General features: G+C 71.2%; 10 protein-coding genes. 5 read left to right on the top strand and 5 right to left on the bottom strand.

From position 1 onward, the window contains the following. Nucleotides 1-95: 95 nt before the first annotated feature. From ACWERV_RS27635 to ACWERV_RS27615, 5 genes are all read left to right on the top strand, one after another. Nucleotides 96-1070 (top strand): carbohydrate ABC transporter permease, encoded by a 975-nt coding sequence (locus ACWERV_RS27635; protein WP_452937995.1) that lies wholly within the window; start codon nucleotides 96-98, stop codon nucleotides 1068-1070. Beyond that, the gene (locus ACWERV_RS27630; RefSeq protein ID WP_398189715.1) at nucleotides 1067-2002 is read left to right on the top strand and encodes a carbohydrate ABC transporter permease; all 936 of its coding nucleotides are present in this window, start codon (nucleotides 1067-1069) and stop codon (nucleotides 2000-2002) included. The genes ACWERV_RS27635 and ACWERV_RS27630 overlap by 4 nt, the downstream gene beginning before the upstream one ends. A gap of 103 nt (nucleotides 2003-2105) precedes the next feature. Next, on the top strand, nucleotides 2106-3458 hold the full coding sequence (locus ACWERV_RS27625) for an ABC transporter substrate-binding protein (protein WP_452937991.1): 1353 nt from the start codon (nucleotides 2106-2108) through the stop codon (nucleotides 3456-3458). A 237-nt stretch (nucleotides 3459-3695) separates the two neighbouring features. Continuing rightward, nucleotides 3696-4691, top strand: coding sequence for a LacI family DNA-binding transcriptional regulator (locus tag ACWERV_RS27620; RefSeq protein WP_398189976.1), 996 nt, complete (start codon nucleotides 3696-3698; stop codon nucleotides 4689-4691). Nucleotides 4692-4798: 107 nt separating this feature from the next. After that, on the top strand, nucleotides 4799-6568 hold the full coding sequence (locus tag ACWERV_RS27615; RefSeq protein ID WP_452937988.1) for a beta-galactosidase: 1770 nt from the start codon (nucleotides 4799-4801) through the stop codon (nucleotides 6566-6568). A gap of 80 nt (nucleotides 6569-6648) precedes the next feature. On the opposite strand, the gene ACWERV_RS27610 is transcribed toward ACWERV_RS27615, so the two are convergent. The 5 genes from ACWERV_RS27610 to ACWERV_RS27590 form a co-directional block, all read right to left on the bottom strand. Further along, on the bottom strand, nucleotides 6649-8430 hold the full coding sequence (locus ACWERV_RS27610) for an RICIN domain-containing protein (RefSeq protein WP_452937985.1): 1782 nt from the start codon (nucleotides 8428-8430) through the stop codon (nucleotides 6649-6651). A gap of 127 nt (nucleotides 8431-8557) precedes the next feature. After that, nucleotides 8558-10030 carry an RICIN domain-containing protein gene (locus tag ACWERV_RS27605; protein WP_452937982.1) on the bottom strand — a complete coding sequence of 491 codons (1473 nt, stop codon included), beginning with the start codon at nucleotides 10028-10030 and terminating at the stop codon, nucleotides 8558-8560. A 267-nt stretch (nucleotides 10031-10297) separates the two neighbouring features. After that, nucleotides 10298-11059 carry a carbohydrate ABC transporter permease gene (locus ACWERV_RS27600; RefSeq protein ID WP_398189973.1) on the bottom strand — a complete coding sequence of 254 codons (762 nt, stop codon included), beginning with the start codon at nucleotides 11057-11059 and terminating at the stop codon, nucleotides 10298-10300. Between the two features lie 59 nt (nucleotides 11060-11118). After that, nucleotides 11119-12102: a carbohydrate ABC transporter permease gene (locus ACWERV_RS27595; protein WP_452937979.1), complete on the bottom strand. Its 984-nt coding sequence runs from the start codon at nucleotides 12100-12102 to the stop codon at nucleotides 11119-11121. Between the two features lie 28 nt (nucleotides 12103-12130). After that, a complete protein-coding gene (locus ACWERV_RS27590; RefSeq protein ID WP_452937976.1) occupies nucleotides 12131-13378 on the bottom strand; it encodes a sugar ABC transporter substrate-binding protein in 1248 nt (415 codons plus the stop codon). Between the last annotated feature and the right edge of the window lie 98 nt (nucleotides 13379-13476).

Below are 13476 nucleotides of genomic sequence, written 5' to 3'. Positions count from 1 at the left end.
CTGGCACCTGGCACCTGGCACCTGGCACCTGGCACCTGGCACCTGCGAGGAGCGAGGGGCGAGAGGCAGGGGTGCCGAACGAATGGATGTGAGTCATGGCTGTCATCTCGCCGCCCCCGGCGGCGGGCCGTCCCGCCTCCGGCCGGGGACGCGGCGGCGCGGAACACGGCCGCGCGGGACGCGGCGGCGGGCGGACCGCCGGGCGGCGCGGCCTGGCGGGCTGGGGCTTCGTCGCCCCGTTCCTGGCGGTCTTCGCCCTGGTGTTCCTCGCGCCGATCGGCTACTCGGTCTATCTGAGCCTCTACCGGGACCAGTTGATCGGCGGCAACCACTTCGTCGGCCTCGACAACTACCGGCAGACCTTCACCGACCACGAGTTCTGGTCGGGCGTGTCCCGCGTCGGGCTCTTCCTGCTGATCCAGGTGCCGGTCATGCTCGGCATCGCCCTGCTGGTGGCCCTGGCGCTGGACAGCGGCCGGCTGTACGGGCGGGCCTTCTTCCGGATCTCGGTCTTCCTGCCCTACGCGGTGCCCGCCGTCGTCGCCACCCTCATGTGGGGCTTCATGTACGGGAAGCAGTTCGGTCTCGTCGCGAGCATCAACGAGCACCTGCACACCTCGCTGCCCGACCCGCTCGCGCCCGGATGGGTGCTGGCCGGTATCGGCAACATCGTGACCTGGGAGTTCGTCGGCTACAACATGCTCATCTTCTACGCCGCGCTGCGTGTCGTCCCCGGCTCGCTCTACGAGGCGGCGGAGATCGACGGCGCCGGGCAGTGGCGGATCATCACCGCGATCAAGCTCCCGGCGATCCGCGGCGCCCTCGTCATCGCCACCGTCTTCTCGGTGATCGGCAGCTTCCAGCTGTTCAACGAGCCCAGCATCCTCAAGGGCCTGGCGCCGAACGCCATCACCACCTACTTCACCCCGAACCTCTACACCTTCTCGCTGGCCTTCTCCGGCCGGCAGCAGAACTACGCGGCGACGGTCGCCATCGTCATGGGAGTCGTCACGATGATCGTCGCCTACGCCGTCCAACTGCGCGGCATGCGCAAGGAGTCGACCCGATGACCGCCGACACCGACACCCGCATCCGAACCGGTACCGGCACCGCCGCTGAACGGGGCGCCCGGCGCGCGTCCCGCCGCCACACCCCGGGACGGCCCCGCCGCAGCGTGCTGCTGACCGCGCTGACATCGATCGTCGTGCTGTACTCGCTCGTCCCGCTGGCCTGGCTCGTCGTCAACGCGTGCAAGACCCAGCCCAAGCTGCTCAGCACCTTCGGGCTGTGGTTCGGCGGCCACTTCGCCCTGTGGGACAACATCCGGCAGACCGTCACCTACGACGACCACATCTTCCTGCGCTGGCTGCTCAACACGCTGCTGTACGTGGTGCTCGGGGCGGGCGGCGCGACCTTCCTGGCGGTGCTGGGCGGCTACGGCCTCGCGAAGTTCGACTTCGCGGGCAGGCGGGCGGTGTTCGCCGTGGTCATCGGCGCCGTCGCGGTGCCCGGCGCCGCGCTCGCGGTGCCGACGTTCCTGATGTTCAGCAAGATGGGCCTGACCGACACCCCGTGGGCCGTCGTCGTCCCGTCGCTGGTCTCGCCCTTCGGGCTCTACCTGATGTGGGTGTTCGCCGCCGAGGCGATCCCGGACGAGCTGCTGGAGGCGGCCCGGGTGGACGGCTCCGGGGAGCTGCGCACCTTCTTCCGCATCAGCCTGCCGCTGCTGGCCCCCGGCATCGTCACCGTACTGCTCTTCACCATGGTCGCGACCTGGAACAACTACTTCCTGCCGCTGATCATGATCAAGAACCCGGACTGGTACCCGCTGACCGTCGGTCTGAACTCGTGGAACCAGCAGGCCCTGACGGCGGGCGGCCAGCCGGTGTTCAACCTGGTCGTCACCGGGTCGCTGCTGACCGTCGTGCCGCTCGTGGCGGCCTTCCTGCTGCTCCAGCGCTACTGGCAGTCCGGTCTGGCCGCCGGGAGCGTCAAGGAGTGAGCCCCGCCCCCGACGCGGCCCCTTCCCCGGATGTCCCTCCCCCGCCCTCCCGCCCCTTGCCGTCCCGTCCGAACGGGACCTACGCACAACGGAGTGAAACGAGATGAGAAACAGAGCGCTTCGCCGCTGGGTCACCGCCGTGGCCGTCCTCGCCGCCTCGGCGACGGGACTCACCGCCTGCGGGTCGTCCGGCGGCTCCGACTCGTCGTCCGGCAGCGGCGGGGCGTCCGGTGCGGACGCGGTCACGTCGGCGCTGGCCAAGGGCGGGTCCCTCACCGTGTGGGCGTGGGAGCCGACGCTCAAGCAGGTGGTCGCCGACTTCCAGGCGAAGTACCCCAAGGTGCACATCAAGCTGGTCAACGCGGGCACCGGCAACGACCAGTACACCGCGCTGCAGAACGCCGTCCAGGCGGGCAAGGGCGTCCCGGACGTCGCACAGATCGAGTACTACGCGCTCGGCCAGTTCGCGCTCGGCAAGTCGGTCGCGGACCTGAACGCCTTCGGCGCCAAGGAGCTGGAGAAGAGCTACTCCCCCGGCCCGTGGAATTCGGTGAACATCGACGGCGGGGTCTTCGGGCTGCCAATGGACTCCGGCCCCATGGCGCTCTTCTACAACAAGAAGGTCTTCGACACCTACAAGCTCCCCGTGCCCACGACCTGGGCCCAGTACGTCGACGACGCCCGCAAGCTGCACCAGGCCGACCCCAAGGCGTACATCACCAGCGACACCGGCGACGCCGGTATGACCACCAGCCTCATCTGGCAGGCGGGCGGCAAGCCGTACAAGGTCGACGGCACCAAGGTGTCGGTCGACTTCGGCGGCGACTCCGGCACAGCGACCTTCACCGGGCAATGGCAGCAACTGGTCTCCGAACACCTGGTCTCGCCGGTGACGCCGTGGAGCGACCAGTGGTACAAGGGCCTGGGCGACGGGACCATCGCCACGCTCGCCACCGGCGCCTGGATGCCGGCCAACTTCAGCTCGGGCGTCAAGGACGCGGCGGGCGACTGGCGGGTGGCGCCGCTGCCGCAGTGGCAGGCCGGCGGGCACGCGAGCGCCGAGAACGGCGGCAGCTCGCTCGCAGTCATGCAGGGCGGCGACCACAAGGCGCTGGCCTACGCCTTCCTGCAGTACGCGAACCAGGGCGCCGGGGTGCAGACCCGTGTCAAGGGCGGCGCCTTCCCGGCGACCACGGCGGACCTGGACTCACCGGCCTTCCAGGACGAGCAGTTCCCCTACTTCGGCGGCCAGCAGGCCAACAAGATCTTCGCCGAGTCCGCGAAGAACGTCCTGCCCGGCTGGTCGTACCTGCCCTACCAGGTTTACGCGAACTCCGTCTTCAACGACACCGTCGGCAAGGCGTACGTGTCCTCGACGACGCTGAAGGACGGCCTCAAGGCGTGGCAGGAAAAATCGATCTCCTACGGCACGCAGCAGGGCTTCAGCATGGGCTGACCTGCCCGCGCCTATGATTGCGCAATCACTCAAGGGCCGTTCCCCGCCCGCCCGCGCGGGCCGGGCGCGGCCCGCGCGGAGGACGACCACCGCGCCGCCGGACACGGCGGGGCGCCAGCAAGGGGTACGACGGTGAGCGACAGCACGACGACCGGTCCGGTGCCGCCGGCCTCCATCCCGACCGCCCCGAGCGCCCCGCCTGCCGCCGAGGCCGGCCGCCGGCGGCGCGGCGCGTCGATGGCGGACGTCGCCAAGCTCGCCGGGGTGTCGGCGCAGACCGTCTCCCGGGTCTCGAACGGCTTCCCGGGGGTGGTGGAGGCGACCCGGCAGCAGGTGCTGGCGGCGATGAAGGAGCTGGGCTACCGGCCGAACAGCGCGGCCCGCGCCCTCAAGCGCGGCGACTTCCGCACCCTCGGCGTCATCCTCTTCAACATGTCGACGACCGGCAACATGCGCACGCTGGAGGCGATCGCGACCTCGGCGGCGGAGGAGGGTTACGCCACCACGCTGCTGCCGGTGACCGTGCCGACGCAGGACGAGGTGCGCGGAGCCTTCACCCGGCTCGGCGAGCTGGCGGTCGACGGCATCGTGATCGTCATGGAGGTACACCTCCTGGACACCGCCACGGTGTCGCTTCCGCCCAGCGCCCAGGTGGTCGTGGTCGACTCCAACGCCGGCGAACGCTACAGCGTGGTCGACACCGACCAGGCGGGCGGCGCGGCGGCGGCCGTACGGCACCTGCTCGGCCTCGGGCACCGCACGGTGTGGCACGTGGCGGGCCCCGAGGAGTCGTTCGCCGCGGAGCGCCGCATCGCGGGCTGGGCGGACGCGCTGGCCGGGTGGGGCCGGCTCGGGCCCGTGCTGCTGCGCGGCGACTGGTCGGCGGAGTCCGGATACCGCGCCGGGCGACAGCTGCTGAGGCATTCCGGCTGCACCGCCGTCTTCGTCGCCAACGACCAGATGGCGCTGGGCGTGCTGCGCGCCCTGCACGAGGCGGGCCGCCGGGTGCCGGAGGACATAAGCGTCGTCGGCTTCGACGACATCCCGGAGGCCGCCTCCTACACGCCGCCGCTGACGACCGTCCGCCAGGACTTCGCCGAGGTCGGTCGCCGCTGTGTGGCGACCGTGCTGCGGCAGATCCGCAACGGCGCGGCGGAGCGCGGTACGGACCTGGTGCCCACCCGGCTGGTCGTCCGGGCCAGTTCCGCGCCGCCGCCCGCGTACAGCGACTGACCCTGCCGGATCCGTGCCCGCACGTTCGGGGCGGGTCCGTGCGCGCGTGTGATGTTTGCGCAACCATCATCGTCAACCACCCACTCCCCCGCGGAGGACCGCGACCCATGCCCGTACTGCAGATCGACAGGAACGAATTCCGGCTGGACGGCGAGCCGTTCCGCATCCTCTCCGGCGCACTGCACTACTTCCGCGTGCACCCCGCCCAGTGGCGCGACCGGCTGCGCAAGGCCCGCCTGCTCGGGCTCAACACCGTGGACACGTACGTGCCGTGGAATCTGCACGAGCCCCGCCCCGGCGTCTTCACCTGGGAGCACGGGCTCGATCTGGAACGGTTCCTGCGGCTGGCCCGCGAGGAGGGCCTGTACGTGCTGCTGCGCCCGGGACCGTACATCTGCGGCGAGTGGGAGGGCGGCGGGCTGCCGGGCTGGCTGCTGGCCGAACCGGACATCCGGCTGCGCAGCACCGATCCGCGCTACCTCGACGCCGTCGAGCGCTTCTTCGCCGAGCTGCTGCCGCGTGCTGCGCCGCACCTGGCCACCCGGGGCGGGCCGGTCGTCGCGGTGCAGGTGGAGAACGAGTTCGGCGCCTACGGCGACGACCAGCCGTATCTGCGCGCTCTGGTGGAGCTGTTGCGGCGGCACGCGGTGGACGTCCCGCTGTTCACGTGCGACCAGCCCGCCGACCTCGCGCGCGGCTCGGTGCCCGGTGTGCTGGCGACCGCGAACTTCGGCAGCCGGGTCGCGGAGAACCTTGCCGCGCTGCGCGCGCACCGGCCCGAAGGCCCGCTGATGTGCACGGAGTTCTGGAACGGCTGGTTCGACCGCTGGGGCGGCGTCCATGCCGAACGCCCGGCCGCGGCGGCCGCCGCCGACCTCGACCGGCTGCTCACGGCGGGGGCGAGCGTCAGCCTCTACATGTTCCACGGCGGCACCAACTTCGGCTTCACCAACGGCGCCAACGACAAGGGCACCTACCGGCCGACCGTCACGTCCTACGACTACGACGCGCCGCTGGACGAGGCGGGCGACCCGACGCCGAAGTTCGCCGCCTTCCGCGAGGTGATCGCCCGCCACGCCCCCGTCCCCGGCGGACCGCTCCCCCCGCCGTCGAAGAAGCTGAACCAGCTCGGCATCGCGCTCACCTCCCGCGCCCCGCTGCTTGCGCGAACATCCGCCCTCGGCCGCCCGGTCCCCGGTGAACGCCCGCTGACCATGGAGGAGCTGGCCGCCCGGCACGGCGCCGGAAACGGTCTCGGGTTCGTGCTCTACCGGACCCGGCTGACGGCGGCCGGTCCGGTCCTGCTGCACGCTCCGGGCGTGCGCGACCGGGCCCAGGTTTTCGTGAACACGCAGCCCGCGGGAGTCCTGGAGCGCGAGAGCCACGAGCAGGCGCTGACCCTCACCGTCCCGGCCGCGGGCGCGGAGCTGGCCCTGCTGGTGGAGAACCAGGGCCGGGTCAACTACGGGCCGGGGCTGCACGACCGCAAGGGCCTGACCGGGCCCGTGACCGCGAACGGCGAGCCGCTGACCGGGTGGACGTCCACCGCGCTGCCGCTGGACGACCTGTCGGGCCTGGACTTCGCCGCCGCCGGGCCGCTGCCGGTCGCCGGGCCGGTCTTCCACCGCGGCGAGTTCGACGTGGCCGAACCCGCCGACACGTACCTCGACCTCACCGGCTGGACCAAGGGCTGCGCCTGGGTGAACGGTTTCGCGCTGGGCCGCTACTGGTCGCGCGGTCCGCAGCGCCTGCTGTACGTGCCGGGGCCGGTGCTGCGCAGGGGGCGCAACGAGATCGTCGTCCTGGAGCTGCACGCGACCGCCCGCACGGCGGTGGACCTGCGCGACACCCCGGACCTCGGACCGACGCAGGAGTGACCGGCGCCGCGCGTCGCCGTCCGTCCCGGGCCGCCTCCTCGGCGGCTGCGGGGCGGACGGCGACGGCACCTGCCTCGTGCTCAGGAGAGCGTGATGCTGTCCAGCTCGGCGTAGCCGGTGCCCCCGGCGAAGTTGGGGGAACCCTTGGCGAGCCGGATCATGTTGTAGCCCGCCTTGAGGCTGACGCCGACCGTGGCCGTGCCCGTCGGGTGACCCCAGCCGGAACCGGTGGGCGGGTAGGTGACGGTGGACCAGGCGCCGCCGTTGTAGGCCAGTCCCTGGGTGGCGTCAGCGCCGGTGGCGTTGGCGTACTTGATGCTCATCGTGTACGTCCGGGCCGACGGTACGTTGACGAGGAAGTCGACGAAGCTGTCGTTGCGCATGTCGGTGGCGTTGTCGATCTGTCCGACGTAACCACCGTTGGAGGCGGCCGAGGAGCTGAAGCGGTTGGCGCCCGCGACGGTGGCGTTCTCGGCCTCGTAGGTCTGCTGCCAGCTCGGCGCGCCGGAGGACGGTGTGACGAGCAGCTGGTAGGCGTCGACGGCGTCCATCCCGGCGACGGGGATGGTGACGCTGCCATCCGAGGCCACGGTGTAGGTGGTGGTCGACACGGTGACCGGGGCGGCCTCGTTGGTGTGCCGCCCGGTGTTCTCCGTGCGGGACAGCACCGCCTTGACCTGCGAGCCGAACGCGCCCATCCCGGTGAGGCGTACGGTGTTGGCGCCGCTGTCGCCGCCGAAGACGACGTTGACCTGCTTGCGGCTCGCGTCGTAGGAGGCCACACCGTCCAGCCAGGACTGCGGCACGGTCTGGACGACGTTCCCCGACTGGTCGCCGTACCACTTGTAGGCCCAGTAGGACGCGGTCGGCGCGTTGTTGTAGAGCAGGCCGTCGAGGGTGCCCGCCTCGTACCAGTAGGCGCGCTCCGCGTCGTGGATGCCCGCGCGTTCGAAGGCGGCCATGTAGTGGACGCCGATGCTGGGCTGGTCGACCTGGCCCGGCGAGGCGTACTCGTTGATGGAGACGGGGATGTGCGGCAGGCCGAGCGAGGTCTCGACGGCCCGGAAGTCGTCCACGTGCGCCTGGACGTTCTGGTAGCTGAAGTCCCCCAGCTCGTGCCAGACCGCGACCGCGGGCAGGGTGCCGGTGTTCTTGGCGTTGAGCATGAAGCTGTACATCCAGTCGTGGTTGTAGGCGGATTCGCCCGGACCCACGATGGGGGTGACGGTGTCGATCGCGCGGATGTCGTGGTAGGTGCGCGTCCAGGCGTCCAGGTAGCTGCCGGCGTTGCCGCCGGTGCTGGTGGTCCAGTTGGCGTCGGGTTCGTTCCAGATCTCGTAGCCCGCGATGCCGGTCGTCGTGTTAGCGCTCACACGTGACTGCACCATCGTTTTGACCTTGGACTCCCAGTCCGCCCAGCTCACCCAGTTGTAGGGGAAGGTCTTGAAGATGTCGGGCAGCCGGATGTACTGCTGACCGCCGGAGTCGGTGACCTTGCCGCCGACCTGCAGCGCGTCGCAGCAGGGGTGGGTCGCGCCGTTGCCGAGCTGCTGGGTGCCTGGCGGGGGCTGGGTGAAGGTGTTGACGTGCAGCGGGTAGAGCCGGTCGAGCGGCGGGGTGCCGGCGGTGTCCACGCCGTAGAGGCCGCCGGCCGCGACGTGCGTGACCGGCCGGACGGTGGTGCCGACGTTGACCGTCAAGGTGTTGCCCGCGGCGTGCGCGGGGGACGCGACGCCGAGCGACAGGGCGGCGAGCACCCCCGCGAGCGCGGCGCGCGGCACCGCGCGCCGGGCGAAGTGCCCGGTCCGGGGTGTGCGCGGGGGCGCGCCGGGGGTCGGCAGGGCAGGGGCGGGGAAGGACATGGCGTCTCCCGGTGGGGTGAGGGGATGGGTGGTGGGGGTGGTCGGTGGGTGGTCGGTGGGTGGGTGATCGGGTGGGGTGGCGGCCCGGGTCCCCGGCCTGCGCCGGGGACCCGGGCTCCCGGTCGGATCAGCCGAGCGACCAGGTCTGGTTGCTGCCGCCGTTGGCGCCCCACTGCTCGACGAGGGCTCCGTCGGCCGTGGAGCCGCTGACCACGTCGGCGACCAGGCCGCTGCCGAGGTTGACCAGGACGTAGGAGGAGTTGGACCCGGAGGTGTAGCCGCCGGTGGCCTGGAGGATCCAGCGCTGGTCGGCCGCCCCGTCGGCGCCGCGGATGTCCAGCCGGGTGCCGGCCGCGGTGGAGGCGCCGGGGACGTCGAGCGGCTTGCCGCTGCCCACGCCGGTCACGGTGTAGGTGCTGCCGCCGACGCGGTGCAGGGTCCACTGCTGGTTGGTGCCGGAGTTGGCGCTCCACTGCTCGACGGCGGAGCCGTCCGCGGTCGCGGCGTCCTTGACATCGAGCTGCTTGCCGCTGTTGGCGGCGGTGATCCGGTAGGTGGCGTCTGCGGGGTTGCTCGTGCCGGTCCAGGTGCCGGCGGCGGTGTCGAGGGTCCAGGAGTTCTGCCAGGAGACCGCCGCCGTGCCGCCGCCCAGGGTCAGCGGCAGCCACACCTCGGGCGAGGAGCCGAGGTCGGCGGTGGTCCAGCGGTCGGCGGCGAAGACGTACGCCGTGCCGCCGGTGCCCGCGACCGGGATCACGTTGGCGGTCTGGGAGTTGTAGGTGTGCGTCCCGACCGGCGCGACGGGGCGGAAGGCCGACCAGGTACCGGTCAGCGAGGTCGCGGTGGCGTAGACGTTGTCGTTGGTGGACCAGCCGGTGAGGCTGGAGCCGAAGAGGTAGTAGCGGCCGTCCGCCTTGACCATCGCGGGGGCCTCGTAGTCGCCGAAGACGTGGACGGACGAGGTGACGGAGAGGTAGTCGGCCGACAGCCGGTCGATCCGCAGCCCGTTGGCGCGGTCCTCGGTCAGCAGGTAGGCCGAGCCGTCGGTGTCCTGGAACAGGCCGATGTCGCGGCTCTGCTGGCCCAGCGGCTGGAAGCTGCCGCGGTAGCTGTAAGGCCCGCAGGGGCTGCTGCTGGTGGCGACGCCGACCTTGGCCTCCCCGTAGGAGCTGCTGTCGATGTGCAGGTACATCACGTAGGTGGCCGTGGTTGCGTTGTACAGCACCTTGGGGCGCTCGACGACGCGGTTCGGGCCGAGGTCGCCGCTGCTCTGCCGGGTCAGGGCGTCGTTCTGCCGGGTCCAGTGGGCGAGGTCGGCCGAGCTGTAGCAGGCGACGGACTGGAAGGCCGCGTTCGAGGACGACTCCCCCGCCTTGTTCTCGCCGAATCCGTACCAGGTCGAGCCTGCCTTGACGATGCCCAGGCCGTGCAGCTGAAGGGCGTTGCCCGCGGTGTCCTGCCAGGCGGCGCCGGGGGTGAACGTCGCCGCGGCGGCCGCGGCGGCGGGGCCCGCACCGGCGACGGCGCCGCCCGTGGCCGCGACCAGGGCCATGACGACCAGCAGCCCCAGTCGGCGCAGGGCCCGCCGGGCACGGGACACGGAGCCGGCCGGGAACAGGGACGGAGACGGAGGCGGGGATGGGAACGTGAACAGCCGCAGGGAGCGGGGACGGTCGGACGGTGTGCGCAGAGCCGGTGGGGCGGACATCGCGTCACCTCTCGGGGGGTCGAAGCGGGAGGAACCACGTAGGTTTGCGTAAACATCTGGTCCGCGGCGAGTGTCCCCGCCCCTTACGGGACCGTCAAGGCTTCCCGCAACCGGCGGCCCGCCACCCGCAGGCGTCTCGCGCGGCGGGCCGCCGGCCCGTCAGTCCTTCACGGCTCCCGCGGTCACCCCGGCGGCGACGTAGCGCTGCGCCAGCACCAGCAGCACCGCGGCGGGGACGGAGGCGACGACGGCGGTGGCCATGATGGCGTTCCACTCCTGGTTGTTGTTGCCGATGTACTTGTAGATGCCGAGCGTGATGGGCCGCATGCTGCCGCCCCCGTCGAGGGTGTTGGCGAAGACGAAGTCCGACCACGCCCACAGGAAGCTGAACAGCGAGACGGTGACGACCGCGTTGCGGCTGACGGGCAGCACGACGGAGGTGAAGGTGCGCCAGACGTTCGCCCCGTCGATCCGCGCCGCCGCGATCAGCTCGTCCGGGATGCCGGACATGAAGGCCGCGAAGATCATGACGCCGAAGGGCACCGCGATGGTGGAGTCCGCGATCACCAGGCCCCACCAGGTGTCCATGACGCCGAGGTTGAGGAAGATCCCGTAGAAGCCCATCGCCATGACGATGCCCGGGATCATCTGGGCGACCAGCAGGAGCAGGCCGACCGCCCCGGCCCCGCGCGGGCGCAGCTTGGCCAGCGCGTAGCCGGCCGGGGCGGCGAGCGCGAGGGTCAGGGCGACGGTGCCGAGGCCGATCAGCAGGCTGGTGCCCAGGTTGGGCAGTTGGTCCCGGACGACGGCCCGGTAGCCGCTGAAGGTGGCGTGCAGCGGCAGCAGGTCGGGCGGGTCCTTGCGCATGTCCTGCTGCGGGGTGAGCGAGACGTTGATCATCCAGTAGACCGGGAAGAGCATGATCGCGGTCAGCACGACGCCGATGACGGTGTACCGGCGGGAACGCCGGGCGCGGGAGGTCACGCCAGTCTCCTCTGGACGCGGATGTAGAACAGCCCGAAGAACAGGGCGATCAGGATCAGGATGTTGCCGACCGCGGCGCCGGGCCCGAACTCCGGGAGCAGCGAGCCGAATCCGAAGCGGTAGGACCAGGTCGCCAGCGTCGACGAGGAGTCGCCGGGACCGCCCTTGGTCATGATCCAGATCAGGTCGAAGACCTTGAGCGTGTAGACCAGCCCCAGCAGCAGGGTGATCGCCGAGACCGGCCGCAGCAGCGGGAAGGTGATCCGCCGGAACTGCTGCCAGCCGCTCGCCCCGTCCAGGCTCGCCGCCTCGTACAGCTCGGCCGGGATGTTCTGCAGGCCGCTGTAGAGGATGACCAGGTTGAAGGGGATGCCGATCCAGATGTTTGCGATGATCACGGAGGTCAGCGCCCAGTGCGGCGAGGCGAGCCAGGCCACCGGGTCGACGCCCACGAAGTGCAGGGCGTAGTTGACCACCCCGGACTCGCTGTTGAACATCCACGACCAGGTGGACGCCGACACGATCAGCGGCAGCAGCCACGGGACGAGGAACAGCGCCCGCAGCGTGGGTGCGAGCCGGAAGCGCCGGTTGAAGAACACCGCGAGCGCCAGCCCCAGGGCGTACTGGAAGAGGATGGACACCAGGGTGAAGACCATCGTGTTGCGCAGTGTGCCCACGAAGGCCGGGTCCTGGACGACCTGCCGGAAGTTGTCGAGCCCCGAGTAGGGCGCGCCGCCCTGCACGAAGGAGCGGACGTTGTAGTGCCGGACCGACAGGTCGACGTTGCGGTAGAGCGGATAGGCGTAGAAGGCCCCCAGGTAGGCGACGACCGGGGCGACGAACGCCCAGGCCACCAACTGGGAGGGGTTCGCCCCGCGCCTGCGGGGCCGGGCGGGCTGTCGGTCGGGCCGGACGCCGGCCGGCTCCGTCCCGGCAACGGCCGGTCGGCGCTCCAGGCTCCCGGCGCGGGTGGTGACCATGCGCGTGACTCCTCGCTGCCGTCGTGTCTCAGCTCTGGTGGTTCTTGACGGCCTGCTGGGCCGCGGAGAGGGCGTCCTGCGGGGACTTGGAGCCGGACAGCGCGCTCTGCACCGCCGCCCACAGCTGCTCGGAGATGACGGGGTACTTCGTGCCGAGCCCGTCGCTCGTCCGCCCGCGGGCCGCCGCCAGCGCGGACACCCACGGCTTGAGCCCGGGATCGGCGGCGACCTGCTGGTCCTGGACCGCGGCGACCGGTGCGACGTAGGACAGCGTCGTGTCGGTGCTGAGGTAGTTGGCGTTGCTGGTCAGGCACTCGACGATCTTCTTGTCCACCGCGTAGCGGCTGTCGTCCTTCTGGACGGGCACGGTGACGAACTCGCCGCCCGTCGGCACCGGCGCCGAACCGCCATTGACACCGGGGATACTGATGATCCCGTAACCGAACCCGGCCTTCTTGGCGTTGGCGAGCTGCCAGGTGCCGTTCTCACCGAAGGCGTACTGGCCGGTGGCGAACTCCTGCCACGCGGTGGTCTGGGTGTTGGTGAGGACGTCCTTGGGGGCCAGGCCCTTGTCGACCCAGTCCTTCCACAGCGTCAGCGCCTTCACGGCCTCGGGGCTGTCGAGGGTCTTCAGGTCCGCGCCCGATCCCCAGTACCAGGGCAGGAACTGGAAGCTGCCCTCCTCCGTGCCGATGGCCCCAAAACTGATGCCCTTGGAGCCCGCGGCCTTGACCTTCTCCAGGGCGGCGGTGAGCGAGGCCCAGTCCGTGATCGAGGCGGGGTCGACGCCCGCCTTCTTCAGGATGTCGGCGTTGTAGTACAGCGCGAGCGTGTTGGCCCCGATGGGGACGCCGTACGCGGAACCGTCGATGACGCCCGCGCCCAGGATGTTCTTCTGCAGGGCGGTGGTGTCCAGGCCGACGTCGGTGGTCTTGTTGAGGATCCCGGCCTCGGTGAGGGTGGAGACGATGGGGTTGTCGACCATCATCACGTCCGGCAGATCGCCCTTCTGGCCCGCCAGCAGCGCCTTGTTGTTCAGGTCCGTGGTGTCGAGCGCGGTCCGCTTCACGCTCACCCCGGCCTGCTTGCCGCAGGAGGCGACGAGCTTGGCCCAGGCGTCGGAGGGACCGAACTGCGGGTAGGGGTCCCAGAAGGTGTAGGTGCCCGAGGCCGCGGAGGAGGAGCCGCCGGAGCCGGAGCCCCCGCAGGCGCTGACGCCGATCAGCGCGAACGATGCCGCGGCCGCGGCGACGAGGGCGGTGCGCGAGTGTCTCATGGTCGTGTCGTCCTTGACTTTCCTGAGGGCCGGCGGCGGCTGCGGGCCACCGCCGGGAGGTGGGGATGCGCTCGGGGTGAGAGGGGGGGGAGGGAGGA

The sequence above is a fragment of the Streptomyces sp. NPDC004031 genome, from assembly GCF_053604375.1.
Note: the sequence above shows the minus strand (reverse complement) of the source record. Positions and strands in the feature narration are given on the sequence as shown.